This window comes from Paracoccus sp. SMMA_5_TC (assembly GCF_009696685.2).
Taxonomy (GTDB): domain Bacteria; phylum Pseudomonadota; class Alphaproteobacteria; order Rhodobacterales; family Rhodobacteraceae; genus Paracoccus.
Window position 1 is genome coordinate 2,615,130 of record NZ_CP102355.1, and the last position, 24,511, is coordinate 2,639,640.

Annotated in this window: 24 protein-coding genes; 8 read left to right on the top strand and 16 right to left on the bottom strand. The window is 65.7% G+C overall.

The window, feature by feature from the left end; translation table 11 throughout:
- Positions 1-5: 5 nt before the first annotated feature.
- The 3 genes from coaD to GB880_RS13485 form a co-directional block, all read right to left on the bottom strand.
- Entirely contained in the window at positions 6-500 is a 495-nt protein-coding gene (gene coaD / locus GB880_RS13475; RefSeq protein WP_154493897.1) for a pantetheine-phosphate adenylyltransferase, read from the bottom strand.
- A 90-nt stretch (positions 501-590) separates the two neighbouring features.
- The gene (locus GB880_RS13480) at positions 591-1,028 is read right to left on the bottom strand and encodes a CBS domain-containing protein (protein ID WP_154493898.1); all 438 of its coding nucleotides are present in this window, start codon (positions 1,026-1,028) and stop codon (positions 591-593) included.
- Positions 1,029-1,121: 93 nt separating this feature from the next.
- The gene (locus GB880_RS13485) at positions 1,122-2,015 is read right to left on the bottom strand and encodes a LysR family transcriptional regulator (protein ID WP_263467191.1); all 894 of its coding nucleotides are present in this window, start codon (positions 2,013-2,015) and stop codon (positions 1,122-1,124) included.
- 105 nt (positions 2,016-2,120) lie between these two features.
- Here GB880_RS13485 and GB880_RS13490 point away from each other — a divergent pair, with 105 nt between their 5' ends.
- The 5 genes from GB880_RS13490 to GB880_RS13510 all read left to right on the top strand — a co-directional run bounded on the left by GB880_RS13490 (position 2,121) and on the right by GB880_RS13510 (position 7,204).
- Complete coding sequence (locus tag GB880_RS13490; protein ID WP_154494398.1) at positions 2,121-3,620, top strand: CoA-acylating methylmalonate-semialdehyde dehydrogenase; 1,500 nt, start codon at positions 2,121-2,123, stop codon at positions 3,618-3,620.
- Between the two features lie 79 nt (positions 3,621-3,699).
- The gene (locus GB880_RS13495) at positions 3,700-4,845 is read left to right on the top strand and encodes an acyl-CoA dehydrogenase family protein (protein WP_154494397.1); all 1,146 of its coding nucleotides are present in this window, start codon (positions 3,700-3,702) and stop codon (positions 4,843-4,845) included.
- Complete coding sequence (locus tag GB880_RS13500) at positions 4,846-5,853, top strand: enoyl-CoA hydratase/isomerase family protein (protein WP_154494396.1); 1,008 nt, start codon at positions 4,846-4,848, stop codon at positions 5,851-5,853.
- Positions 5,850-6,725: a 3-hydroxyisobutyrate dehydrogenase gene (gene mmsB / locus GB880_RS13505; RefSeq protein ID WP_154494395.1), complete on the top strand. Its 876-nt coding sequence runs from the start codon at positions 5,850-5,852 to the stop codon at positions 6,723-6,725. The genes GB880_RS13500 and mmsB overlap by 4 nt, the downstream gene beginning before the upstream one ends.
- 176 nt (positions 6,726-6,901) lie before the next feature.
- On the top strand, positions 6,902-7,204 hold the full coding sequence (locus GB880_RS13510) for a hypothetical protein (RefSeq protein ID WP_154494394.1): 303 nt from the start codon (positions 6,902-6,904) through the stop codon (positions 7,202-7,204).
- Positions 7,205-7,210: 6 nt separating this feature from the next.
- Here the strand turns inward: GB880_RS13510 and recN are convergent, their stop codons facing one another.
- From recN to ftsZ, 4 genes are all read right to left on the bottom strand, one after another.
- On the bottom strand, positions 7,211-8,857 hold the full coding sequence (gene recN, locus GB880_RS13515) for a DNA repair protein RecN (protein WP_263467192.1): 1,647 nt from the start codon (positions 8,855-8,857) through the stop codon (positions 7,211-7,213).
- Between the two features lie 6 nt (positions 8,858-8,863).
- The gene (locus GB880_RS13520; protein ID WP_154493817.1) at positions 8,864-9,706 is read right to left on the bottom strand and encodes an outer membrane protein assembly factor BamD; all 843 of its coding nucleotides are present in this window, start codon (positions 9,704-9,706) and stop codon (positions 8,864-8,866) included.
- A 129-nt stretch (positions 9,707-9,835) separates the two neighbouring features.
- Positions 9,836-10,774 carry a UDP-3-O-acyl-N-acetylglucosamine deacetylase gene (gene lpxC / locus GB880_RS13525; protein ID WP_154493816.1) on the bottom strand — a complete coding sequence of 313 codons (939 nt, stop codon included), beginning with the start codon at positions 10,772-10,774 and terminating at the stop codon, positions 9,836-9,838.
- A 226-nt stretch (positions 10,775-11,000) separates the two neighbouring features.
- Positions 11,001-12,614, bottom strand: coding sequence for a cell division protein FtsZ (gene ftsZ, locus GB880_RS13530; RefSeq protein WP_154493815.1), 1,614 nt, complete (start codon positions 12,612-12,614; stop codon positions 11,001-11,003).
- Between ftsZ and GB880_RS13535 the strand changes: the two genes are divergently transcribed.
- On the top strand, positions 12,613-12,816 hold the full coding sequence (locus tag GB880_RS13535; protein WP_154493814.1) for a hypothetical protein: 204 nt from the start codon (positions 12,613-12,615) through the stop codon (positions 12,814-12,816). The two genes, ftsZ and GB880_RS13535, sit on opposite strands and share 2 nt — an antisense overlap.
- Positions 12,817-12,833: 17 nt before the next feature.
- On the opposite strand, the gene ftsA is transcribed toward GB880_RS13535, so the two are convergent.
- From ftsA to GB880_RS13580, 9 genes are all read right to left on the bottom strand, one after another.
- Complete coding sequence (ftsA, locus tag GB880_RS13540; RefSeq protein ID WP_154493819.1) at positions 12,834-14,168, bottom strand: cell division protein FtsA; 1,335 nt, start codon at positions 14,166-14,168, stop codon at positions 12,834-12,836.
- 21 nt (positions 14,169-14,189) lie between these two features.
- The gene (locus GB880_RS13545; RefSeq protein WP_154493813.1) at positions 14,190-15,209 is read right to left on the bottom strand and encodes a cell division protein FtsQ/DivIB; all 1,020 of its coding nucleotides are present in this window, start codon (positions 15,207-15,209) and stop codon (positions 14,190-14,192) included.
- Positions 15,197-16,120: a D-alanine--D-alanine ligase gene (locus GB880_RS13550; protein WP_154493812.1), complete on the bottom strand. Its 924-nt coding sequence runs from the start codon at positions 16,118-16,120 to the stop codon at positions 15,197-15,199. The genes GB880_RS13545 and GB880_RS13550 overlap by 13 nt, the downstream gene beginning before the upstream one ends.
- 117 nt (positions 16,121-16,237) lie before the next feature.
- Positions 16,238-17,149, bottom strand: coding sequence for a UDP-N-acetylmuramate dehydrogenase (gene murB / locus GB880_RS13555; RefSeq protein WP_195840843.1), 912 nt, complete (start codon positions 17,147-17,149; stop codon positions 16,238-16,240).
- A 152-nt stretch (positions 17,150-17,301) separates the two neighbouring features.
- On the bottom strand, positions 17,302-17,562 hold the full coding sequence (locus GB880_RS13560; RefSeq protein WP_154493810.1) for a DUF2484 family protein: 261 nt from the start codon (positions 17,560-17,562) through the stop codon (positions 17,302-17,304).
- A complete protein-coding gene (gene murC / locus GB880_RS13565) occupies positions 17,559-18,986 on the bottom strand; it encodes a UDP-N-acetylmuramate--L-alanine ligase (RefSeq protein ID WP_154493809.1) in 1,428 nt (475 codons plus the stop codon). The genes GB880_RS13560 and murC overlap by 4 nt, the downstream gene beginning before the upstream one ends.
- A complete protein-coding gene (gene murG, locus GB880_RS13570; RefSeq protein WP_154493808.1) occupies positions 18,983-20,077 on the bottom strand; it encodes an undecaprenyldiphospho-muramoylpentapeptide beta-N-acetylglucosaminyltransferase in 1,095 nt (364 codons plus the stop codon). The genes murC and murG overlap by 4 nt, the downstream gene beginning before the upstream one ends.
- Complete coding sequence (locus GB880_RS13575; protein ID WP_154493807.1) at positions 20,074-21,243, bottom strand: peptidoglycan glycosyltransferase FtsW; 1,170 nt, start codon at positions 21,241-21,243, stop codon at positions 20,074-20,076. The genes murG and GB880_RS13575 overlap by 4 nt, the downstream gene beginning before the upstream one ends.
- Positions 21,244-21,462: 219 nt before the next feature.
- Entirely contained in the window at positions 21,463-22,455 is a 993-nt protein-coding gene (locus GB880_RS13580) for a TerC family protein (RefSeq protein WP_154493806.1), read from the bottom strand.
- 264 nt (positions 22,456-22,719) lie between these two features.
- On the opposite strand from GB880_RS13580, the gene GB880_RS13585 reads away from it, so the two are divergent.
- Together GB880_RS13585 and metA are read left to right on the top strand one after the other, a co-directional pair.
- Positions 22,720-23,583: an ATPase gene (locus GB880_RS13585; protein ID WP_154493805.1), complete on the top strand. Its 864-nt coding sequence runs from the start codon at positions 22,720-22,722 to the stop codon at positions 23,581-23,583.
- Entirely contained in the window at positions 23,583-24,509 is a 927-nt protein-coding gene (gene metA / locus GB880_RS13590; RefSeq protein WP_154493804.1) for a homoserine O-acetyltransferase MetA, read from the top strand. The genes GB880_RS13585 and metA overlap by 1 nt, the downstream gene beginning before the upstream one ends.
- Positions 24,510-24,511 lie beyond the last annotated feature (2 nt).

Below are 24,511 nucleotides of genomic sequence, written 5' to 3' on the forward strand. Positions count from 1 at the left end.
AAGTCTCAGCGGGCGAATCGGGCCTTCAGGGCCTGCTCGACCGCAGGCGACACGAATTTCGACACATCCCCGCCCAGACGGGCGATTTCCTTGACCAGTTTCGAGGCAATGGCCTGGCGCCGCGCGTCCGCCATCAGGAACACGGTCTCGATATTCGAATCAAGCGCGCGGTTCATGCCAACCATCTGAAACTCGTATTCGAAATCGGCCACGGCGCGCAGGCCGCGCACGATGACCCTGGCACCCACGTCGCGCGCGCAGTCGATCAACAGGTTTTCAAAGGGATGCACGACGATTTCCCCGCCCGAGGCAGCGGCGATGCGGTCGCATTCGCTGCGCACCATCGCCACCCGGTCCTCAAGCGGGAACAGGGGCCCCTTGTCCCGGTTGATCGCCACGCCGATCACCAACCGGTCGACCAGTTCCATCGCGCGCTCGATGATGTCGATATGACCCAGGGTGATCGGGTCGAAAGTGCCGGGATACAGGCCAATGCGCATGATGGCTCCACCTTCGTGCGGATTCCCGCAGTCAAACAGGATTTCCGCGAAACTGCAAGCGGTTGCGCCCACTGGCCTGCGCAGGCGACGTCAGTTGCCCATGATCATCCCGGTCAGCGCCTCTTTCTCGGCCGCCAGTTCCTTGAGCCGGGCGGAAACCGCATCGCCGATCGACACCAGGCCGATCATCTCACCGGCGTCGTTCACCACGGGCAGGTGGCGGAAACGTCCCTGGGTCATCCGTTCAAGGATCACCAGCGCGTCCTCGCCCTTGGTGCAGGTCATCGGCTTTCGGGTCATCAGCTCGCTGATTGGCGCATCAAGGACGGGTGCGCCGCGCCGGCCCAATTCGCGCACGATGTCGCGTTCAGACAGGATGCCCAGCGGGATCTTTCCATCCTCGGACACCACCACCGCGCCGATCCGCTTCTCCGACAGCAGCTTGGCGGCCTCGGCCACGCTGGCGCCGGGGGCGATGGTGAAGATATCGCCATTGGGCTTCATCGACAGGATCTGGGTGACGAGCATGTTTGTCCTCCTGGCATCAGGCTCATGAAACGGCCTTGTGTCAGCGTTGCCGCAACCCGCGCTTGCGTCAAGGCCGATGTGCAGCCGCAGCAATCAGGGCTGCACCAGCGCCTCGAGCCGCGCCACCTCGGCCCGCAGCCCCTGGGCCAGCGCCTCGGCCAGCCGGGTCATGCGCTGGGACCGGCGGTCGTCGGCATGGCGGATCAACCAGAAGCTGCGTTTCAGCGCGATCTGGTCGGTCAGCACCCGCTGCACCCCCGGGCAAAACGGAATGGCGAAATCGTGCACGATTCCCAAGCCCGCCCCGGCGCGGATCGCCTGCATCTGCACCGACACCGAGTTCGAGGTCAGCTGCGCCCAATCGGCCCCGGTTTCGGGCAGATAATCCAGTTCGCGGTCAAAGATCATGTCGGCGATATAGCCGATCATGCGATGCCCCTGCAGGTCGGCGCGGCTGCGGATCGGCGGGTGCCGGCGCAAGTAATCCTGATGCCCGGCCAGATGCAGGTGATAATCGGTCAGCCGCTGCACCACCAGCCGACCCGCCTGCGGCTGGGATACGGCGATGGCCATGTCCGCTTCGCGCCGCGACAGGTTGAACACCCTGGGCAGGGCGACGATCTGGATTTCCAGCCCCGGGTGCGATTCGCACAGCCGCGCGCAGACCTGCGGCAGCAGATAGTTGGCACAACCGTCGGGGGCGCCGATACGCACCTGCCCGCCGAGGTCGCCGGGGCCGGTCAGCGCCTCGGCCGCGCCGGTCAGCGCCGCCTCGGCCGCCTCGGCATGGGGCAGCAGCCGCTCGCCCTCGGGCGCAAGCGCATAGCCCTGTGGCGTCTTGAGAAACAGCTTGGCCCCCAGCGCCGCCTCAAGCCGCGCCACCCGGCGGCCCACGGTCGAGGCATCGACACCCAACCGCCGGCCGGCGCCGGACAGGCTGTCGGCACGCGCCACCGCCAGAAAGATGCGCAGATCATCCCAATCCATGCCCGGCCTTTGCAGAAATGCAAAACGCTTTTGCCACACTGCCTCTTTCTGCGGCAGGGATGCAAGCCTATGATCCCCGCGACAGCGAACCCGACGGAGACAGCCATGCAGGAACTGAGCCACTGGATCGACGGCAAAGAGGTCAAGGGCACCTCGGGCCGGTTCAGCGATGTCTATAACCCCGCCACCGGCGAAATCATCGCCAAGGTGCCGCTGGCGACGCCGGCCGAACTGGACGCGGCCGTGCGCAGCGCCGAAAAGGCACAGGTCGCCTGGGCCGCCACCAACCCCCAGCGCCGCGCGCGGGTGATGATGAAATTCGGCCAGCTCATCAACGACAACATGGACGCCCTGGCCGAGCTGGTCAGCCGCGAACACGGCAAGACCCTGCCCGACGCCCGCGGCGACGTGCAGCGCGGCCTTGAGGTGATCGAGGTCTGCATGGGCGCCCCGGCGATGCTCAAGGGCGAATACACCGGCGATGCCGGCCCCGGCATCGACCTTTACGCCATGCGCCAGCCGCTGGGCGTGGTCGCCGGCATCACGCCGTTCAACTTTCCGGCCATGATCCCGCTGTGGAAGATGGGGCCGGCGCTGTCCGCCGGCAATGCCATGATCCTGAAGCCCTCGGAACGGGTTCCCTCGACCTCGATCATGCTGGCAAGGCTGGCGCAGGAAGCGGGGCTGCCCGACGGGGTGTTGCAGGTGGTGAACGGCGACAAGGAAATCGTCGACGCGATCCTGGATCACCCGACCATTCAGGCCGTGGGCTTTGTGGGCTCGACCCCGATCGCGCAATACATCTATGGCCGCGCGGCCAGCAACGGCAAGCGCGCACAGTGCTTCGGCGGCGCCAAGAACCACATGCTGATCATGCCCGACGCCGATCTGGACAAGGCTGCCGACGCGCTGGTCGGCGCGGGCTTCGGCGCGGCGGGCGAACGCTGCATGGCGATCTCGGTCGCGGTGCCGGTGGGGGAAAAGACCGCCGATGCGCTGATCGAACGGCTGGTGCCGCGCATCGAAAAGCTGAAGGTCGGTCCCTATACCGCCGGCGAGGATGTGGATTTCGGCCCGGTCATCACCAGGGCCGCGCAGGAGCGCATCAACCGGCTGATCGAATCCGGTGTGCAGCAGGGCGCCGATCTGGTGGTCGATGGTCGCGGGCTGAGCATCCAGGGCTACGAGAACGGCTTTTTCTGCGGCCCGTCGCTGTTCGACCGCGTGACCCGCGACATGGACATCTACAAGGAAGAAATCTTCGGTCCGGTATTGTCCACGGTCCGCACCCAGAACTACGAAGAGGCGCTGAAGCTGGTCATGGACAATGACTATGGCAACGGCACCGCGATCTTTACCGCCGATGGCGATACCGCCCGCGATTTCGCCAGCCGGGTGAACGTGGGCATGGTCGGCATCAACTTTCCGATCCCGGTGCCGCTGAGCTATTACACCTTCGGCGGCTGGAAGAAATCGGCATTCGGCGATCTGAACCAGTATGGTCCCGACGCATTCCGCTTCTATACCCGGACCAAGACCGTGACCGCGCGCTGGTTCTCGGGGATCAAGGACGGGGCCAGCCTGAACTTCAAGGCGCTGGACTGAAACGATCGGGCGGGGGCGACCCCGCCCGCAGCCCGTCGCCATTCGGGACGGCAAGCACGACATTCGCAAGGGGGGACGCATGGATTTCGCATTGAGCGAGGAACAGCAGGCCATCTTCGACATGGCACGGGATTTCGGGGCCGAACAGATCGCCCCCAATGCCCGCGCGTGGGAGGATCAGGGCACCATCCCCCGCGATCTGTGGCGCCAGGCCGCCGAACTGGGCTTTGGCGGGGTCTATGTCGACGAGGAATTCGGCGGCACCGGCCTGTCGCGGCTGGACGCCACCCTGGTGTTCGAGGCGCTGGCGATGTCCTGCCCCTCGGTCGGGTCTTTCCTGTCGATCCATAACATGTGCGGCGGCATGATCGACAAGTTCGGCACGCCCGAGAACAAGGCCCGCTGGCTGCCCGATCTGTGCAGCATGCAGAAGGTGTTTTCCTATTGCCTGACCGAACCCGGCTCGGGATCGGATGCGGCCGCTCTGCGCACCCGCGCCGAACGGGTGCCGGGGGGCTGGAAACTGAACGGCACCAAGGCCTTCATCTCGGGCGGCAGCTATTCGGACTGCTATCTGGTCATGGTGCGCACCGGCCAGGACGGGCCGCGCGGCATCTCGACCGTGGTGGTCGAGGCGGGCACACCCGGCCTCAGCTTCGGGGCGCTGGAGCACAAGATGGGCTGGAAGGCGCAACCGACCGCCCAGGTGCAGTTCGACGATTGCGTGATCCCCGAAGAAAACCTGATCGGCGAAGAGGGGCGCGGCTTTTCCTATGCCATGGCGGGGCTGGATGGCGGCCGGCTGAACATTTCGGCCGGCGCGCTGGGGGGCGCGCAGGCGGCGCTGGATGCGACCCTGCGCTATATGGGGGAACGGCGCGCCTTCGGCCAAAGCCTGGACCAGTTCCAGGCCCTGCAGTTCCGGCTGGCGGAGATGGAAACGGCGTTGCAGTCGGCGCGCATCTTCCTGCGCCAGGCCGCGTGGAAGCTGGATCACAAGACCGCCGATGCCACCAAGTTCTGTGCCATGGCCAAGCTGCTGGTGACCGACCGTGCCTTCGAGGTCGCCAACCAATGCCTGCAACTGCACGGCGGCTATGGCTATCTGGCCGATTACGGCATCGAAAAGATCGTGCGCGACCTGCGCGTGCATCAGATCCTGGAAGGCACCAATGAAATCATGCGGCTGATCGTCAGCCGCGCCCTGCTGGCCGAGAGGACGTGAATGGCTGACATCACCACCCGCAAGGACCGCAAGGCCGGTCGCATTACCTTCAGCCGCCCGCAGGCACTGAATGCGCTGAGCCATGACATGGCGCTGGCCATCGATGCGGCGCTGTGCGCCTGGCGCGACGATCCGCAGGTGGCACTGGTCATCATCGACGCCCAGGGCGACCGAGCCTTTTGCTCGGGCGGGGATATCGCGGCGGTCTATCGCGCGGGGCTGGCCGGCGATCACGCCGTCGGCCAGGCCTTCTTTGCCGACGAATACCGTATGAATGCGCGCATCGCCGAATTTCCCAAGCCCATCGTCGCCTTCATGCAGGGCTTTGTCATGGGCGGCGGCGTCGGCGTCGGCGGTCACGCCAGCCATCGCATTGTCGGCGACAGCACCCAGATTGCCATGCCCGAATGCGGAATCGGCCTGATCCCGGATGTGGGCGGCAGCTGGCTGCTGGCGCGGGCACCGGGACATGCCGGCGAATATCTGGGTTTGACCGGGGCGCGCATGGGTCCGGGCGATGCGATTCATGCAGGCTTTGCCGATGTGTATCTTCCCGAAGCCGAATGGGCCGAGCTGATCGACCGGCTGGCCGAAACCGCCGATCTGTCGCTGATCCAGGGCCGAGCCGCGCCCGCGGCACCGCTTGCACAGCTGGACCTGGCGCCCTTTGCCGCCGACAGCGTCGATGAGATCATTGCCAGGCTGACCGAACGCGGCGACGAGGCCGCGCTGAAGCCGCTGCGGCGCAATTCGCCCCTGTCGATGGCCGCGACGCTGGCCCTGGTGCGGGCGGCACGTCAGGACAGCGACCTGCGCCAAAGCCTGTCGCGCGAACTGCGCTTTACCGCCCGTGCCACAGCCGAAAGCGATTTCCTGGAAGGCGTCCGGGCGCAGCTGATCGACAAGGACCGCAACCCGAAATGGTCCGCCGACGCCAGCCCCGCACATGTCGCGGCCATGCTGGCGCCGCTGGCCAATGCCGAAATCAGATGGGAGGAATGCGCATGAAGATCGGTTTCATCGGATTGGGCAACATGGGCGGGCCGATGGCCGCCAATCTGGCCAAGGCCGGCCATCAGGTCACCGGCTTCGACCTGGCGGCACCGATGCCGCAGGGCGTCACCCCGGCCGCCAGCGCGGCAGAGGCGGCGCAAGGCGCCGAGGTCGTCATCACCATGCTGCCCAATGGCGCCATCCTGCGCAGCGTCGCGGACGAATTGATCCCCGCCATGGCGCCCGGTGCGGTGCTGTGCGACTGCTCGACCGTCGATGTCGACAGCGCGCGCACGGTGGCGGCGCAGGCCCGCGGCGCCGGCCTGGGCGCGCTGGATGCGCCGGTTTCGGGCGGGGTGACGGGCGCGGCGGCGGGCACGCTGACCTTCATGGTCGGCGGCGACGCCGATGCCTTTGACAGGGTGCGACCGCTTTTCGAGATCATGGGACAAAAGGCCGTGCATTGCGGCGATTCCGGCGCCGGTCAGGCCGCCAAGATCTGCAACAACATGATCCTGGGCGTCACCATGATCGCCACCTGCGAAGCCTTTGCCCTGGCCGACAAGCTGGGATTGGACCGGCAGAAGATGTTCGACGTGGTCTCGACCTCGTCCGGCTACAGCTGGAGCATGAACGCCTATTGCCCCGCGCCGGGCGTCGGTCCAAAGTCGCCCGCCGACAACGATTACAAGCCGGGATTTGCGGCCGAGCTGATGCTGAAGGATCTTCGGCTAAGCCAGCAGGCGGCCGCCGCAGTCGATGCCGATACGCCGATGGGCGAACTTGCAAGCCGGCTTTACGCCAGTTTTGTCGAGGAAGAGGACGGGCGTGGGCGCGATTTCTCGGCCATGTTGCCCCGATTTGAAAAGAGGCACCGCACCGGCTGACATCAGAGGGCGCGCTGCCATCAGAGGGCGCGCTGCCATCAGAGGGCGCGCTGCCATCAGAGGGCGCGACCGGGCCTGACAGGAAATCAGGGTCATAAATTTTTCATGAACACCGGATCCCGAGCCCGGGTTCCGGTGTTTATCATTTATCAATCTGCCTGTGTCAGGCTGTCGTCATGTTGCGCCTTGGTTCTGTTCTGATTCTGATCCTGTTGATTGCCCAGCCTGCGACGCTTGGGCAGGCAGGCAGCCATGGCAGCGCCGACCCCGACACAGCAGCAATCGCAGCGCCCCTGCGGATCGGCGAGCGGCTGGACGCGCAGCGTCTGCACAAGGTCACGCGGCCGGGTCTTTACGGCATGAGCCATCCCCCTCCGGGAAGCCGATACGGTATCATCGACGGCCGCTTGATCCGATACGATCCGGAAAGCGAAACGGTGCTGTCGATCATTCGCCAGATCGACCGTATCCTCGACTGATGCGGCCTATCCCTGCAGCAGCGCTCGGGCCGCCTCACGCGCAGCAGGGGTGATCGCCTCTCCCGAAAGCATGCGCGCGATTTCCTGCACCCTTTGATCCGGATCCAGAGCCGCCACGCAGGATGTGGTCATGTCGTTGCGGATCGACTTCGACACCCGGAAATGATGCCCACCCAACGCGGCCACCTGCGGGCTGTGGGTTACGACGAGCACTTGCGCGCCTTCGGCCAGGCGCGCCAGTCGTCTGCCGACGGCATCGGCGGTGGCTCCGCCCACCCCCCGGTCGATCTCGTCGAAGATCAGGGTCAGCGCATCATTTCCCCGCGCCAGGCAGACCTTGAGCGCGAGAAGAAAGCGCGACAGCTCGCCGCCCGAGGCGATGCGATCCAGCGGCCCGGCCGGTGCGCCGGGATTGGTGGCGACGGTAAAGGTGACCGCATCCTGGCCTTCGGGTCCGGGCTCGGCGGCGCTGACGAGGGTTTGGAAAACCGCCCGCTCCATCTTCAGCGGCGCAAGCTCGGCGGCCATCGCGGCATCGAGCCGCTTGGCCGCCGTGGCGCGCTGGCGGCTGACCGCGTCGGCCTCGGCCTGATATTCCAGATCGGCCTGGGCTACGGCCTGCTGCAGGCGCGCCAGATCGGCTTCGCCGGCATCTATCCGCAGCAGACGTTCGCGCAGCCGATCGGCCAGACCCGCCAGATCGTCGGCCAGCACATCATGCTTGCGTGCCAAGGCCCGCAGCGCGAACAGCCGCTCTTCGGTTGCTTCAAGATCGCGAGGATCGAATTCCATCGCCTCGAGCGCGGCTTCCACCCCCGAGCTTGCCTCGCCCAATTCGATCAAGGCCCGCTGCAGCGCCGCCACCGGCGCCTCGAGCCGGCCCTCGGCGCGGTCGGCAGCGGCTTCGAGCCAGCGCACCGCATCCAGCATTGCGCCCTCTGCACCGTCACTACCCAAGGCCTGCGCCGCACGGGCAACGTCGGCGCGGATACGTTCTGCCGCCTGCATGCTGCGCCGGGCGCTGTCCAGCGCGGCCTCTTCACCGGGTTGCGGCGCCAGCTTGTCCAGTTCGGCAACGGCGTGGCGCAGAAAATCCTCTTCCTGACGGGCGGCGGCAAGCGCGGCCTCGGCCGCCTCGAGCGCGGTGCGGGCCTCGCGCCGGGCGGCCCAGGCCTGGCGCAGCGCCGTCAGGTCCAGCCCGGCAAAGGCATCCAGCAATTGCCGATGACCGCGCGGATTGAGCAAACCGCGATCGTCGTGCTGGCCATGCAGTTCGACCAGCGTTTCCGAAAGCTGCCGCAGCACCTCGCCCGAAGCGCGGCGATCGTTGATCCAGCCGGTCTTGCGACCATCACCGCCGTTCACGCGCCTCAGGATCAGTTCGTCCCCCGAAAGCGCGAACCCGGCCTGGGACAGGATATCGCGGGCCGGATGTCGGTCGGGCAACTCGAACACGGCCGTCACCTCGCCCTGCGCAGCGCCTGCACGCACCAGATCGGCGCGGCCACGCCAGCCCAGCACAAAGCCCAGACAGTCCAGCAGAATGGATTTGCCGGCGCCGGTTTCGCCCGTCAGCACGTTCAGGCCCGGCCGGAAATCAAGCTCCAGCCGGTCGATCAGCAGCATGTCGCGGATGTCGAGATGCCGCAGCATCGGCGATCAAAGCCACTTGCCCTGGATCACCTGGCGATAGACATTGGTCAGCCAGCTGTTGCCGCGCGCCTCGGGCTTCAGGCCCTGGCCGCGCAGCTGCGCATAGGCATCCTCGTAGAAAGGCGAGGACTGGAAGTTGTGGCCCAGGATCGCCCCGGCTGTCTGCGCCTGATCGTTCAACCCCAGCGCCAGATAGGCTTCGACAAGGCGCATGAGCGCCTCGGGCGTGTGGCTGGTGGTCTGGAACTCCTCGACCACCACACGGAAGCGATTGATGGCGGCGGTGTAATGGCCGCGCTTGAGATAGTAGCGGCCGATTTCCATTTCCTTGGCCGCAAGATGGTCGAATGCCAGATCGAACTTCAGGATCGAGGAGCGCGCATATTCCGTATCCGGATATTGCTCGATGACCTCGCGCAGGGCCTGCAACGCCTGGAAGGTCAGGCCCTGGTCGCGGCCAACCTCGTCAATCTGATCGTAGTAGGACAGGGCCAGCAGATACTTGGCATAGGCCGCATCCTCGTCACCGGGATAGGTATCGATGAAACGCTGCGCCGCGCCGCGCGCCTCTTCGTAATTGCGGGCGCGATGCAGGGAATAGGCTTGCATGATCAAGGCGCGCTTGGCCCATTCGGAATAGGGGTAAAGCCGCTCGACCTCGGAAAAATACCTGATCGCTTCCTTGGGTTTGCGCGCATTCTCAAGTTCGTATTCGCCGCGCTTGTAAATCTGTTCGGCGGTAAAGCTTTCCAGCGAATCGTTCGCCGAGGTGCCGCCGCCACCACAAGCAGCCAAAAGGCCGACCGACAGCACAGCCGCGACCAAGGAACCCGATCTGATGCCTGTCATACCAACCCTGCCCGTCACGATTCTGTCCCGCCGCAAGGCGCAAGAGCCGCGCAGCCCGGTCGTCCTAGCATAGAAAAACGGGCTGCGCAAAATGCCAAAACCGCAAAAAAGCGCGCAATCGCGTCACGGTCAGGCGACCGCCAACTGACGTTGCTGACCGCGCAGCGCAGGGTCGGAAAACACGCCCGCCCCTGGCAGAGCGCGCTCCATCGCCGGGGTCAGGGTCTGCCATTCCCAGGCATCAGGCTGGGAGAAAAGCGCCCGCAGCAGCTTGTTGGTCAGCGCGTGACCGGCGCGGTGACCGGTATATCGCGCCAGAAGCGGCGCTCCGGCCAGGGCAAGATCGCCCACCGCATCCAGCATCTTGTGCCGCACGGCCTCATCGCGATGGCGCAAGCCGCCGGGGGACAGCACCTTGTCGCCATCGACCACCACCGCATTGAGATAGGTGCCGCCCAGGGCCAGCCCGTTCTGCTGCATGTGAACGACATCGGCTTGTCGGCAGAACGTGCGGCTGTCCATCAGCTCATGGACAAAGCTGCCATTCGCCATGTCCAGATATTTTTCCTGATGGCCGATAGCCGCGTCCGCGAAACTGATGTCGAAATGGATTTCCAGGTGGTCCGCAGGGGAAAGGCGCGCGAAAGCCTCGCCATTTTGAACCTCGACCTCGCGCAGGACGCGGATTGCCCGCAGCGGAGCCTGGGAATAGCGACGCAATCCCGCCTGCAGGATACCCTGAACGAATGGCGCGGCCGAACCGTCCAGGATCGGAACTTCGGGACCGTTCACTTCGACGATGGCATTGTGAATGCCGGTTCCGGCCAAGGCGGCCATGACATGTTCGACCGTCGAAACGGTCGCCCCCTGGCCATTGTCCAGAAGGGTGCAAAGCTGCGACGGCGTCACCCGATCCCACAAGGCCGGGATTCGTGCGCCGCCCAGATCGGTGCGCACAAAGACGATGCCATGATCGGCCGGCGCCGGCAAAATCGCCAGACGCACGGCCGCGCCCGAGTGCAGCCCGACGCCGCGGAACTGGGCTTTCTGTGCGATGGTGGTCTGCATGGTCTGGCCTGCGATAACTGTTCAAGACGAAAGGGGATTCCCCGTTACTGTCCGAGTTAGGCACGCCCCGCGCCCACCACAATTAACGATTTGTAACGACCTGAAACAAACGCCCGGCGCCGGACGACCCTTGGCGCCCCGATTTTCCAACCCTTTGTGTATAAACAGGAAAAGGCCCGCGTCAGCGGACCTTTTCAATCATTGCGCGCACAGAGTTGTGATCTGGCTAGTTCGCTTGCCGGCGCAGGAATGCCGGGATTTCCACATTCTCGCCCGCGCGATCAGGGCTGGCCAGATCGTCGAACCCGGCATCCAGCCCGTTGCGGCTGCGGGCAGCGACCCTTTCGCTGACGCGTTCAGCGATGGTGGATGCCGCGGGCTTTTCCGCCGGTTCGGCATGACCGGAAATCCGCTCGAGCATCCGGCTAAGTCCGCCCATGCGGCCATGAGGCCGCGCGGGTTCGGGTTGCGGCGCTGCGGTGCGCTGCTGCGCCGCTGCCGCGCGCTCGGGCGCCTTGGCTACGGCGGCGCTCAGACGCTGCATCACCGCGTCCGAGGGCGTGCCAGCCGGCGCCTGGGCGGTTCGGGTGGGGGCCACGAAACCGCTGGCATCGTTGTTCAGCGTATCGCGGGCCGGTGCAAGGGCGCTGGGTTGGCGCAGTTCGGGCTGATAGGCCGGGCGCGGCATCTCGTCATCCTCGAACCGGGCGGCGGGTTGCGGACGCACGGCTGCGGCAGGCTGCGGCGCTGCTTCGACGGGCGAACGGCGCGGCGGCACCGGCAGGTCATCCTCGACCTTGCTGTGGCTCAAGGGCGTCTGGGTCAAAGGCTCGCGCATCCCGCGGCGAGGCGCCGGAACCTCGGCGGCCGCGGCGTCGATTCCGGTCGCCACCACCGAAACCCGGATGGTGCCTTCCATGGACGGATCCAGGGTCGAACCGACGATGATATTGGCGTCGGGATCGACCTTCTCGCGGATCTTTTCCGCAGCCTCGTCCATCTCGAACAGGGTCAGGTCGTAACCGCCGGTGATGTTGATCAGAACACCCTTGGCGCCGTTCAGGCTGATTTCGTCCAGCAGCGGGTTCGCGATCGCCTTTTCGGCCGCCTGCACGGCGCGGTTTTCGCCCGAGGCTTCGCCCGTGCCCATCATCGCCTTGCCCATCTCGTCCATGACTGCGCGCACATCGGCAAAGTCGAGGTTGATCAGGCCGGGCCGAACCATCAGATCAGTCACGCCCTTGACGCCCTGGTAAAGCACGTCGTCGGCCATGGCGAAAGCTTCGGTGAAGGTGGTCTTTTCGTTGGCGAGGCGGAACAGGTTCTGGTTGGGAATGATGATCAGGGTATCGACGACCTTTTGCAGCGCCTCGACGCCTTCTTCGGCCTGGCGCATGCGCTTGCTGCCCTCGAACTGGAAGGGCTTGGTGACGACGCCGACGGTCAGGATGCCCATTTCACGCGCAGCCTGGGCAATGATCGGGGCGGCGCCGGTGCCGGTGCCGCCGCCCATGCCGGCGGTAATGAAGCACATATGCGCACCCATCAGGTGATCGACGATATCCTCGATCGTCTCCTCGGCCGCCTTGGCGCCGATGGCGGGCTTGGCACCGGCACCAAGGCCCTCAGTGACCTTGGGACCGATCTGGATGCGATGTTCGGCCTTGGACGATTGCAGCGCCTGGGCGTCGGTGTTCGCCACCACGAACTCGACACCCTCGAGCTGCTTTTCGATCATGTTGTTGACCGCATTGCCGCCCGCGCCGCCGACGCCGAAGACGGTGATCCGCGGCTTCAGTTCCTGGTCATCGTTCAGCATCAGATGGATCTGCCGTTCCATGTTTCGCCTGCCTTGTATGTTGCGCCGGACCTGCGCCGTGTCCGGTCGAATCCCCGTATTTGCCAAGCCTAACCAGATTCTCGGCAAGCGTCACCCGAAAAACACAGTCGTTCCACCAAATATGGCGGTGCCAATCGGCAGTTTCGGCGGCATCTTGCCCATTGCGCTGCATGTGGTGGAAATATGGATTTCCACCACCTGATGCGGCCCCGCAAGCGCCTACCAGTTGTTGCGGAACCAGCGATAGGCCCGGCGCAGGCTGCGGGCCGGATAATGTTCGGCGGGCATGTCGAAATCCCACCATTCGTCCTGAGGATGCGCCGTCAGCAACGCCAGGCCGACGGCCGATGAAAAACCGGGTGCGGTTGCGTTATGGGGCAGGCCCTGAATGCGCAGCGGGCGACCGATGCGAACGTTCTGCCCCAGCATCCGGGCCGCCAGCACGTCCAGCCCCGGGATCTGGCTGCCGCCGCCGGTCAGCACGATCTGGCGGGAGGGCATGTCGTCGAATCCCGCCGCATCCAGGATTTCGGCCACCTTCTCAAGGATTTCTTCCACACGGGGGCGCATGATCGCGATCAGGTCGGCGCGGCTGATGCTGCGCCGGTCGGTATCCCAGTCGCCGGTCTCTCCGCCCAGTTCGATCATCTCGCGGTCGTCGCGGCCGGTCACCTCCAACCCGCCATGCAGGGTCTTGAGCCGTTCGGCCTGCGCGTAACCGATGCGCAAACCCTGCGCGATGTCATGCGTTATCAGATCGCCACCAGCCCGCACCGCATCGGCAAAGATCATGTGCTTCTTGATGAATACCGACACGCCGGTGGTGCCGCCGCCCATGTCGATGCAGGCCGCACCCAGCTCCTGCTCGTCCTCGACCAGCGCGGCCAGGCCTGCGCCATAGGATGCCGAGGCGACCCCGGCCAGTTCCATGTCGCAGCGCCGGATGCAGGTCACAAGGTTCGACGCCGCCACCGCATCGATGGTCAGCACGTGCATGTCGCAAGCCAGGCGATTGCCCGATTGATCGCGCGGATCGGACAAACCCGAACGTCCGTCCAGCGCAAAATTCACCGGCTGAGCGTGCAGGACCTCGCGCCCCCTGCCAAAATCGGGCACCTCGCAGGACGCAAGCACCCGGGCCACGTCATGCTCGCCGACCCTGCCCCCGTCCAGCACGATCTCGCCTGCCAGCCCATAGCTGGCGGGACGCGCGCCAGAGATGCAGGCGATCACATGATCGACCCGCGCGCCGGCGACCTTCTGTGCCGACTGGATCACGGTGCGGATCGCGCGTTCGGTTTCGGCCATTACCTCGATTTCCCCGAACCGCATGCCGCGGGCCCGAGTGTGGGCGGTGCCGATCACACGAAAGTTGGACTGTCCCGCCATCGGGCCCACACCGTCGGTTTCCCGGAACTGGCTGGGGCCATCGAATTGCAACACCAGGCAAGCGATCTTCGAGGTTCCGATGTCCAGCACGGCGATCACGCCCCGCTGCATGGCCTGGCGGCGCATCGCGCGCATGGCGCGCTGACCTTGACACAGATCCTTCATCATGCCTGCCTCTTCAAGATTTTAACCGCTTTTCCTGGAGCTTTTCGAGGTCTTGTCTGCAACCGCCTCGATCGGTTTGCCGTCGGGACCGATTTCGGGGTGACCCCGTGCGCGGCGAATGGCGTTCTGGGCATCCAGCCCAAGCCGCACCACCGGGCGAGCCTGCAACCGCAGATCCACGACCTGCACATCGCGGTCCAGCAGATGCTGGGCGCGATCCTGGGCGATCACGCGCTCCAAGGCCAGCAGGGCGCCGTCCTCGGGCAGCAGGATACGCTGGCCGCGATCCAGCACTACGTCCCAGCGCCGCTCGCCGATGCGTTCCAGCCCGCGCAGCCGCGGCAGGATGGGGCCGGCCGCATCGATCAGCGCCAATGCCTCGGCAGCAGCACGATCGGCACCCTCTCCGGCGATGATGGGCAGATCGCCCCGAACATCGCGGGCGGTGGCAGAGGCGACGCGGTGGCCGGTCTTGTCCAGCATGTCGATACCGCGGGCATGGCGCCACATGATCGCAGGCACCCGTTCGGTCACCACCGCCGACAGCACGCCGCCGGGCTTGATGCGCAGATCGACCGCCTCGACCGCGTCCAGCGCCAGCACGCGATCACGCAGCTTGGCCAGATCGATTTCAAAGCTTGATGCCGGCAGTTCGACCGGCAGCATCGCCCGCAGCGCCTTGTCGACCACGGGCGACGCCCCCTCGACCGTCATCATCTTGACCATGAAGGCATCGCGGTGCTGAACCCGATCGACGATCGCGTCGATGCCGCCGGTCAGATGCGCGCGCCGGGTTTCGTCCGACAGCCAGATCCCCGCCACCAGTGCCGCCAGAAAGGCCGGCAGCCCGACATGGACCAGTCGCCGCACCAGCGGGCGCAGCATCATCCGGTTCAGGCGATAGGCCAGTCGCGAAGGCGCCGGATCCTTGCGCTGCGGGCGCGCTGCACCCATCGGCGCAGGACGCGCGGGCGCGGGACGGCCGGGCACCGGGCGCCCCCCCGCGCCGTCGTTCCGGTGAAACGGGTTCAATCCCTGCATAGCGCCTCCTCGACGATCCAGCGGCACAGTGCGGGGAAATCCATGCCCACATGCGCGGCCTGTTCTGGCGCCAGCGAGGTCGGGGTCATGCCGGGTTGGGTATTCACCTCAAGCATGATTAGCCCGGCCAGCCCGCGATCAGGATCCCAGCGAAAGTCGCTGCGGCTCAACCCGCGACAGCCCAGAGCCTTATGCGCCCGCACGGCATAGTCGCAACAGGCGTCCGCGATTTCTTGCGGAATTTCTGCCGGCACCACATGGCGCGATCCGCCGGGGCTGTATTTCGCGTCGTAATCATACCAGCCGTCGGTGATGATCTCGGTCACGCCCAGGGCACGGTCGCCCAGAACCGCGACCGTCAGTTCGCGCCCGGCGACATAGGCTTCGACCATGACCTGCGCCGGCATCTGCGCCGACAGCTGCGGCGGCCCGTTGGCGCCGTCGTGCACGATATAGACCCCGACCGAAGAGCCTTCGTCATTGGGCTTGACCACATAGGGGGGCGGCATCAGGTGGCCGCGGCGCACATCCTCGGCGGCGGCGATCAGGCTTTCGGCCACCGGCAGCCCGGCGGCGCGCAGCGCCTGCTTGGCGCGCGTCTTGTCCATCGCCAGCGCCGAAGCCAGAACCCCCGAATGGGTATAGCGATAGCCCAGCCAGTCCATCAGCCCCTGGACGCAGCCATCCTCGCCCCAGCGCCCGTGCAGGGCATTGAAGACCACGTCTGGCGCGTGCTCGGCCAGACGCTCGGGCAAGTCCTTGCCCGCATCAACTTCGACGACTTCATAGCCCGCCAGTCGCAGCGCCTTTGCGCATTCCCGACCCGATGACAGCGACACCTCGCGCTCGGCCGAGGGTCCGCCCATCAGGACCACGACTTTAGGGGCTGTCCCGCTCGACCTGCCCGCCAATTTATGCCTCTTGTTCCCGGTTGATCCGGGTGCTTATCAGGCAAGGATAGCCGCTTGTGCGAAATCGCAAAAGTCCCTTTTCATCCGGGACGCGAGATTTCCGCGCCCTCGCGCGGGTTACGGCCGACCGATGCGGATGACCTCCCATTGCAGGTCGTGGCCGCTGGTCTCGCGCACGCGCCTGCGCACAAGCTCGCCCAGGGCCTCAAGCTCGGCCGCGCTGGCGCCTTCGGCGTTCAAAAGGAAGTTCGGGTGTTTTTCCGACATCTGTGCGCCGCCCAGCCGATAGCCGCGCAATCCTGCCGCGTCGATCAGCGCCCAGGCCTTCAGCTCATGCGTATCGTCCGCCCGTCCGGTCGATGAAAACCCCGCCGGATTGCGAAAGGTCGATCCGGCGCTGCGTTCGCGGGTCGGCTGGCTGGCGTCGCGCCGCGCCAGCTGATCCTGCATCCGCCGCGCCAGCACATCGGGATCACCGGCAGGGGCGCGGAAGATTGCGCGGGTAATGACCCAGCCGGGCGGAATTTCGGCGTGGCGATAGGCCAGGCGCAAGGTTTCGGCGGCCAGGTCGTGAATGCTGCCGTCGCGGGCGACCGCGCGCACCTCGACCAGATGATCGGCAACATAGCTGCCATAGCAGCCTGCATTCATGCGCACCGCGCCGCCGATGCTGCCCGGAATCGTGCGCAGGAAGGTCAGGTCGCGCCCGGCTTCGGCTGCCTTGCGCGCCACATGCGCATCCAGCGCCGCCGCGCCGGCGGTAATCAGATCGCCGGAAATCTCGATGTTGTTGAAGCCCCGCCCCAGGCGGATCACAACCCCGGCCACCCCACCGTCACGCACGATCAGGTTCGAGCCCACACCCATCGCAAATACGTCCACATCGGGGTGCAGGTCACGCAGAAAGCCGGCCAGATCATCGATGTCGGCAGGCTGGAAAAACCAGTCGGCGGGCCCGCCCACGCGCAGCCAGGTCAGATCGGCCAAGGGGCGGTTCGGGGTCAGAACCCCGCGTGGTGTGGGCAGCATGATGTTCATGGCGGCGTGACTAATGCCCCGCCCGTGCGCCGTCAATGCGCCCGCCCCCGCCACGAGCGACGTTCAGGCAGTCGTCGTCGCGAGAAAATGCCCCGTCGGTCGTCGGCATGCCACCGTTCCCTGACCGGGGCCTGTTTGCCTTGCTAATGCGCATCTCCGCGTCGGCCCCGTCCACCAAAGGGGGGCCAGACCAGCAGCGACAATCCCAGCGACAGGAACAGCACCCCGAACACCGGCCCCAGCAGATAGGTCAGCCAGCCCAGAACCGGCACCCCTGTCAGCACAAGCCCCCACAGCATCGCCGAACGCTTGCGCGCAGAGACCCGTGGCAGCAGGCAGGCGCAAATACCCCACAGGATCGCACAACCCGCCGCGATCAGGGGGTGACTGGCCAACAGGATCATGCCGCTTTCTCGGTCAGCTGCTCGGGCAGGTTGTTGGCCCAGGCCGAAATCGTCCCGGCCCCCAGGCAGACCACCATGTCGCCGGGCCGCGCCTGCTCGCGCACCAGCCGCGCCAGGTCGGCCTCGTCCATCACCGCGCGGGCGTGGCGGTGACCATGGGCGATCAGCCCGGCTACCAGATCGTCGCGCGAGGCGCCCGGGATCGGCTCTTCGCCGGCCGAATAGACCTCGGCAATGGCGACGACATCGGCCTCGTTGAAACAGGTGCAGAAATCGTCGAACAGGTTCGACAGCCGGGTATAGCGGTGGGGCTGGTGCACGGCGATGACGCGGCCGGTCGTGGCCTGACGCGCCGCCTTCAGCACCGCGGCGATCTCGACCGGGTGGTGGCCGTAATCGTCGATGATGGTCACGCCGTTCACCTCGCCCACGCGGGTAAAGCGCCGACCGACACCGCCAAAGCGGGCAAGTGCCTCGCGGATCTGCGCGCGCTTCATGCCCAGGTGGCGCGCCACGGCCACCGCCGCCAGCGCATTGCTGACATTGTGATCGCCGGGCATCGGCAGGGTGCAGTCCTGGATCACCGGCACCTCGCCGTCGTTCAGCTCGGCCTCGCCCTGCAGGGCGATGTCGAAATGCGCGATGCCCTTTTCATAGCGCAAGTTCGTCGCCCGCACATCGGCCTGGGCGTTGAAGCCAAAGGTGCGCACGCGGCGATCGGTCAGCTTGCCCACCAGCGCCTGCACCTCGGGGTGATCGGTGCAGCAGACCGCCAGCCCATAGAACGGGATGTTCGAGACGAAATCGTAGAACCCCTTGCGCAGCGCGTCGAAGCTGCCCCAGTGCTCCATATGTTCGGGGTCGATATTGGTGACGATGGCGATGGTCGCCGGCAGACGGTTGAAGCTGCCGTCGCTTTCGTCGGCCTCGACCACCATCCACTCGCCCGCCCCGGCACGCGCATTGCTGCCATAGGCGTGGATCACCCCGCCGTTGATCACCGTCGGATCAAAGCCGCCCGCATCCAGCAGCGTGGCCACCATGGTGGTGGTCGTGGTCTTGCCATGGGTTCCGGCGATGGCGACGTTCGAGCGCAGGCGCATCAGTTCGGCCAGCATCTCGGCCCGGCGCACGATCGGCAGGCCGCGGCGGCGCGCCTCTTCAAGTTCGGGGTTGCCCTTCTTGATCGCGGTCGAGATCACCACCACGCCGGCTTCGCCGATATTGCCGGCGGACTGACCCTCGAAGATGGTGGCGCCCAGCTTTTCCAGCCGGTCGGTGATCTTGGAGCGCCTGACGTCCGACCCCTGCACCTGATAGCCCAGCGTCATCAGCACCTCGGCAATCCCGGACATGCCGATACCGCCGATGCCGATGAAATGGATGGGCCCCAGTTCGCCGGGAAGTTTGGTTGCTGCGTTCATCGGGTCAGTTCCGTCACTAGATCTGCAAGGCGCGTGGCCGCATCGGGGCGGCCCAGCGTCAGCGCCGCGGCCGCCATGCGGCTGGCCCGGGCTGGGTCGGAAAGAATGTCCCGCATGTCGCGCCTGAGGCTTTCGGCGTCAAGCACGGATTCGGGCAACAGCACCGCCGCGCCCGATTCCGCCATCGCGCGGGCATTCGCGGTCTGGTGATCGCCGGTGGCGGCGGCAAAGGGAATCAGGATTGCCGGCCGCCCGATCACGGTGATGTCGGCGATGGACGAGGCGCCGGCGCGGCTGATGACCAGCTGTGCCTGCGCCAGCCGGGCGGGCACGTCGTCGAAAAACGGCTGCACGCTGGCCGCGATGCCGGCATCGTTGTAGGCGGCCGTGACCCGCGCCGCGTCCTCGGCCCGGGCCTGATGGCTGACTTGCAGGCGCGCACGCAGATCCTGTGGCAGGCCGGCGATTGCCGCCGGCACCTGATCGGAAAGCACCCGCGCGCCCTGACTGCCGCCGATGACCAGAAGGTTCAGCGGCCCCTCGGCAGATGGTGGCTGATAGGGCGCGGCGGCGCGATCCAGCACCGCCTGTCGGACGGGATTGCCCGTATGAATCCCTGTGACCCCCTCGGGCAGGCTGGTGGGCCAGGTTCCACAGGCGACATGTGTCACACGGCGGGCAAAGGCCATGTTGACCCGCCCCATCACCCCGTTCTGTTCGTGGATCATCCGCGGAATGCCCAGCATCAGCGCCGCAGACATCGCCGGGATGGTCGGATAGCCGCCAAAGCCCACGACCACCGCGGGACGGTCGCTGCGCAGCGCCGCGCGCGCTGCCCAGATGCCGGCGCCGATGCGCAGGGGAACCGCCAGCCGCGCCAGCGCGCCGCCGCGCGCGGTTGTGGCCGAACTGACCACCTCGCGCGGGATTTCGGCGGGGAAATTGCCGGCGTAGCGCGCTCCGCGGTCATCGGTCGACAGCTTGACCCGCCAGCCGCGCGACAGCAGCACCTCGGCCAGGGACTGGGCGGGGAACATGTGCCCGCCGGTGCCACCGGCCGCGATCAGGCACAGGGGGCGGGCGTCCGTCATCCCCGGCCGCGCCCCAGCACGTCGCCGATGCGGCCCTGCGGCCGCGAGCGCGTCAACGCCAGCAGCATCCCCACCGCGATCCCCGAGGCGATCACCGACGAGCCGCCATAGCTGACAAAGGGCAGCGTCATCCCCTTGGCCGGCAGCAGCCGCACCGCCACGCCCATGTTGATCAGCGCCTGCACGCCGACCGCGCAGGCCAGGCCGGTGCCGGCGATGCGGGCAAAGGGATCGCGTTCGTCCTGCAAGCGCAGCAGCGAGCGGATGACGATGGTGGCGTAAAGAGCAATGATGATCAGCACCAGGATCAGGCCGTATTCCTCGGCCGCGACGGCGATGATGAAATCGGTATGGGCGTCGGGCAGCGACCATTTGACCGATCCCTCGCCCACGCCGACGCCGAAGAAGCCGCCTTCCTGGATGGCATTGGTGGCATAGCCCAGCTGGGTGCGCGGATCGACCTCGGCGGCCAGAAAGCCGTTGATGCGGCGCGCGAAATGTTCCGAGGCGCCATAGGCGAAGAACCCGCCCAGCATCGCCAGCCCCATCACGCCCCCCAGCAGATACAGCGGCGCACCGGCGATGAAATACATCACGCACCAGGAAAACAACACCAGCGATGCCTGCCCGAAATCGGGCTGAAGCGCCAGCAATACCACCACCAGGGCGGCGATGAAAAAGGAAATCAGCCTGCCGGGCGGGCCGCCCACCTCCTGATTGGCGGCAAAGCACCATGCGCAGGCGGCGATGAAACAGGGCTTGAGAAACTCGGATGGCTGGATCGAAACCCCGCCCGGCAGCCGCAGCCAGCGCACCGCCCCCTTGCCGAAATCGGTGCCGACAAAGGGCAGCGCCATCAGCACCACCAGCGCGACCAGAAAGCAGGCGACGCCCAGCCGCCGCACCTGTCGCGGCGAGAATGTCGACACGATCAGCATGATCAGCAGCGCCACGGCGCCGAAAACCGCCTGACGGGTGACATAATAGAACTGCGGCAGATTGTTCTTTTCCGCCAGCGGCACCGATGCCGCAAGCCCCAGCAGAAGCCCGACGGCAAACAGCCCCAGCACACAGGCCAGCGACCATCGGTCGACCGTTCGCCACCATCGGGGAAGAATCGGATCACCTGCCCGCACGGGCGTGGTGCCAAAGACCATCTCGGTCATGGGATACCGCCGTCACTGCCTCTGATTCCGGTCTCGCAGCGGTGCCGCGAGACTGCCCGGTTTTCCGGGTCTGGGGCGAAGCATAGCGCGCTTGTCCCCGCCGCGCTAGAACGGAATCATACGTCAGGGCAGAATGACGACGGACGCCCTGCGCGAAAGGCTGCGGGCCGGGAAATGCCCCGGCCCGCGCGGTTGCGAATGGATGCCGCGCCCCGGCGCTCAGTCGCGGGCAACCTGATGGCTGCCGTCGCGGCGGGTGCGCCACAGCGAATAGGCGACGCCCGTCCCCAGGATGGCAAAGGTGATCCCCAGCGACAGCGAGGGCGGAAACTTGGCCATGCCAAGCAGATCGGCGATGAATACCTTGGACCCGATGAACACCAGCAGCACCGCCAGCGCCTGCTTCAGATACTGGAAGCGGTGGATGATCGCCGCCAGAGCAAAGAACAGCGCCCGCAGCCCCAAAATGGCGAAGATGTTCGAGGTATAGACGATATAGGGGTCGGTGGTGATGGCAAAGACCGCCGGCACCGAGTCCACGGCAAAGATCACGTCAACGATCTCGATCATCACCAGCGCCAGCAGCAGCGGCGTGGCATAGCGACGCAGCCGCCCCGTCGCAGGATCGGGCTGACGCACCCAGAAGGCATGGCCGTGCAGATCCTGCGTCAGCGGCAGACGGCGACGCAGGAACTTCAGCACCGGGTTGTCGGCCATGTCATGCTCTTTTTCGCCGATGAACAGCATCTTGATGCCGGTCAGGATCAGGAAGCCGGCAAAGATATACAGGATCCAGCCGTATTGCGCGACCAGCGTTGCGCCGACGCCGATCATGATGCCGCGCAGCACGATCACGCCCAGGATGCCCCAGAACAGCACCCGGTGCTGATAGGCACGCGGGATCGACAGGGTGGTGAAGATCAGCGCGATGACAAAGACGTTGTCCATCGCCAGCGTCTTTTCGACGACAAAGGCGGTCAGGTATTCCGCCGCCGGGGCTGCGCCCAGCTGATACCAGACAAAGCCGCCGAACAGCAGCCCCAGACCAATATACATGGCCGAAAGCTTGAGGCTTTCGGCCACGCCGATTTCGTGATCCTTGCGGTTCAGCACTCCCAGGTCAAAGGCCAGCAGCGCGCCCACCAGCGCCAGAAACAGCAGCCACAACCACACGGGCGTGCCCAGAAACAAGGTCAGATAGAAAGGTTCCATTCCTACAGGCTCCCACATGCTACGAATGCCGGTGCTGGCCTGATGGGAAAGGTTCCGGGCTGGCACCGAGCAGGCTCGATGCGGTCCGACATCACGACAATCATGCCGTCAGAGGGGCCCGGTCCGCAGTCTGCAGATGGGAACGACGATCCAGGATGCAAGGGGAGGTGCAAAAAAAATGATCGCGGCGGCGACGATCCGCCTGCCCCCTTTCATCCCGCTTCGGCTGGGCTTAACTATCGGCCGACCGGACAGGGATGGATCATGCTTTACACGACCCGCGACGAATGGCTGCAGGCGCCGCGCAAGCGGATCCTGTTCTTTGGCATGTCGGGTCTGGGCAAGACCTATCTGGCCTCGATGCTGCGCGCCTCGGGCGAATGGTTCCATTACTCGGTCGATTACCGCATCGGCACCCGCTACATGGGCGAGCTGATCGCCGACAATTTCAAGCGCGAGGCGATGAAGGTGCCGTTCCTGCGCGAATTGCTGCTGTCGGATTCGGTCTATATCGCCAGCAACATCACCTTCGAGAATCTGGCTCCGCTGTCCACCTATCTGGGCAAGCCCGGCAGTGTCACCCGCGGCGGCCTGCCATTCGAGGAATACATGCGCCGCCAGGGCCAGCACCGCAGCGCCGAAATCGCCGCGCTGCTGGACACCAGTCACTTCATTCGCCGTGCCCGAGAACTTTACAACCTGGGCAATTTCGTCTGCGATTCCGGTGGCTCGGTCTGCGAGGTGGTGGACCCCTGGGCGGAACGCGATCCGGTGCTGGACAGCCTGGAACGCGACCTGCTGCTGGTCTGGATCAAGGGTTCGGCCGATCATACCGCCGAACTGGTGCGACGGTTCGACCGCGCGCCCAAGCCGATGTATTACCAGCCCGATTTCCTGGATCGCGCCTGGACCGACTACCGCGTGGAAAAGGGGCTGCGCGAGGATCAGGTCAACCCGGATGATTTCATCCGCTGGACTTATGCGCGCGCCCTGGAACACCGCCAGCCGCGCTATGCCGCCATGGCGCGCCGCGGCGTAACCATTCTGGCCGAGGAAGTGGCCGAGGTCAGAACTCCGGCCGATCTGATCCAACTGGTCGGCCGGGCGATCGACAGAAAGGATGCATGATGCCCATTACCCTGCCCAATGACCTGCCCGCCTTTGACATCCTGTCGAACGAAGGCGTGATGGTCATGTCGCCGGGCCGGGCAGCGACCCAGGACATCCGGCCGCTGCGCATCGGCCTGTTGAACCTGATGCCGAAAAAGATCCAGACCGAAAACCAGTTTGCCCGCCTGATCGGCGCAACGCCGTTGCAGATCGACTTTCAGCTGATCCGCATGTCCGATCACGAAAGCCGCAATACGGCGGCTGATCACATGGCCAGCTTCTACCGCACCTTCCGCGAGGTCGAGGCCTCGGGCGAGAAGTTCGACGGGCTGATCATCACCGGCGCCCCTGTCGAGCACCTGCCCTTTGAACAGGTGACCTATTGGCAGGAACTGACACGGGTGTTCGACTGGACCCAGCGCCATGTCCATTCCACATTCGGCGTATGCTGGGGTGGCATGGCCATGGCCTGGCATTTTCATCGTCTGCCAAAGCACATGCTGGACCAGAAGGCTTTCGGTTGCTTTCGCCATCAGAATCTGGCGCCTGCCTCGCCCTATCTGCGGGGTTTTTCCGACGATGTCCTGGTTCCGGTCAGCCGCTGGACCGAGGTGCGCCAGGCCGAGGTGGATGCCCGACCGGACCTGCGCACGCTGATCGCCTCGGACCAGGTGGGGCCCTGCCTGATCGAGGACGCCGGCCATCGCGCGCTCTATATCTTCAACCATCTGGAATATGACAGCACAACGCTGAAGGACGAATACGAACGCGACATCGCGGCGGGCAAGCCCATCAACGTGCCTGTCAACTACTACCCCGACGACGACCCTGCACGCACGCCCACGAACCGCTGGCGCAGCCATGCCCACCTGCTTTACGGTAACTGGATCAACGAGATCTATCAGACCACCTATTTCGATCTGAACCGCATCGGCGAGGGGTGAAA

Coding starts and splice junctions, on each gene's coding strand:
- GB880_RS13490 (WP_154494398.1), top strand. CDS start 2,121: ATGCAGGAACTGAGCCACTGGATCGACGGCAAAGAGGTCAAGGGCACC.
- GB880_RS13520 (WP_154493817.1), bottom strand. CDS start 9,706: ATGACAGGCATCAGATCGGGTTCCTTGGTCGCGGCTGTGCTGTCGGTC.
- mmsB (WP_154494395.1), top strand. CDS start 5,850: ATGAAGATCGGTTTCATCGGATTGGGCAACATGGGCGGGCCGATGGCC.
- coaD (WP_154493897.1), bottom strand. CDS start 500: ATGCGCATTGGCCTGTATCCCGGCACTTTCGACCCGATCACCCTGGGT.
- GB880_RS13580 (WP_154493806.1), bottom strand. CDS start 22,455: ATGGAACCTTTCTATCTGACCTTGTTTCTGGGCACGCCCGTGTGGTTG.
- ftsZ (WP_154493815.1), bottom strand. CDS start 12,614: ATGGAACGGCAGATCCATCTGATGCTGAACGATGACCAGGAACTGAAG.
- murC (WP_154493809.1), bottom strand. CDS start 18,986: ATGAACGCAGCAACCAAACTTCCCGGCGAACTGGGGCCCATCCATTTC.
- GB880_RS13575 (WP_154493807.1), bottom strand. CDS start 21,243: ATGACCGAGATGGTCTTTGGCACCACGCCCGTGCGGGCAGGTGATCCG.
- GB880_RS13485 (WP_263467191.1), bottom strand. CDS start 2,015: ATGGATTGGGATGATCTGCGCATCTTTCTGGCGGTGGCGCGTGCCGAC.
- GB880_RS13545 (WP_154493813.1), bottom strand. CDS start 15,209: ATGCAGGGATTGAACCCGTTTCACCGGAACGACGGCGCGGGGGGGCGC.
- lpxC (WP_154493816.1), bottom strand. CDS start 10,774: ATGCAGACCACCATCGCACAGAAAGCCCAGTTCCGCGGCGTCGGGCTG.
- GB880_RS13480 (WP_154493898.1), bottom strand. CDS start 1,028: ATGCTCGTCACCCAGATCCTGTCGATGAAGCCCAATGGCGATATCTTC.
- GB880_RS13560 (WP_154493810.1), bottom strand. CDS start 17,562: ATGATCCTGTTGGCCAGTCACCCCCTGATCGCGGCGGGTTGTGCGATC.
- ftsA (WP_154493819.1), bottom strand. CDS start 14,168: ATGAAGGATCTGTGTCAAGGTCAGCGCGCCATGCGCGCGATGCGCCGC.
- recN (WP_263467192.1), bottom strand. CDS start 8,857: ATGCTGCGGCATCTCGACATCCGCGACATGCTGCTGATCGACCGGCTG.
- GB880_RS13495 (WP_154494397.1), top strand. CDS start 3,700: ATGGATTTCGCATTGAGCGAGGAACAGCAGGCCATCTTCGACATGGCA.
- GB880_RS13535 (WP_154493814.1), top strand. CDS start 12,613: ATGTTTCGCCTGCCTTGTATGTTGCGCCGGACCTGCGCCGTGTCCGGT.
- GB880_RS13585 (WP_154493805.1), top strand. CDS start 22,720: ATGCTTTACACGACCCGCGACGAATGGCTGCAGGCGCCGCGCAAGCGG.
- GB880_RS13510 (WP_154494394.1), top strand. CDS start 6,902: ATGTTGCGCCTTGGTTCTGTTCTGATTCTGATCCTGTTGATTGCCCAG.
- murB (WP_195840843.1), bottom strand. CDS start 17,149: ATGCTGCCCACACCACGCGGGGTTCTGACCCCGAACCGCCCCTTGGCC.
- GB880_RS13500 (WP_154494396.1), top strand. CDS start 4,846: ATGGCTGACATCACCACCCGCAAGGACCGCAAGGCCGGTCGCATTACC.
- murG (WP_154493808.1), bottom strand. CDS start 20,077: ATGACGGACGCCCGCCCCCTGTGCCTGATCGCGGCCGGTGGCACCGGC.
- metA (WP_154493804.1), top strand. CDS start 23,583: ATGCCCATTACCCTGCCCAATGACCTGCCCGCCTTTGACATCCTGTCG.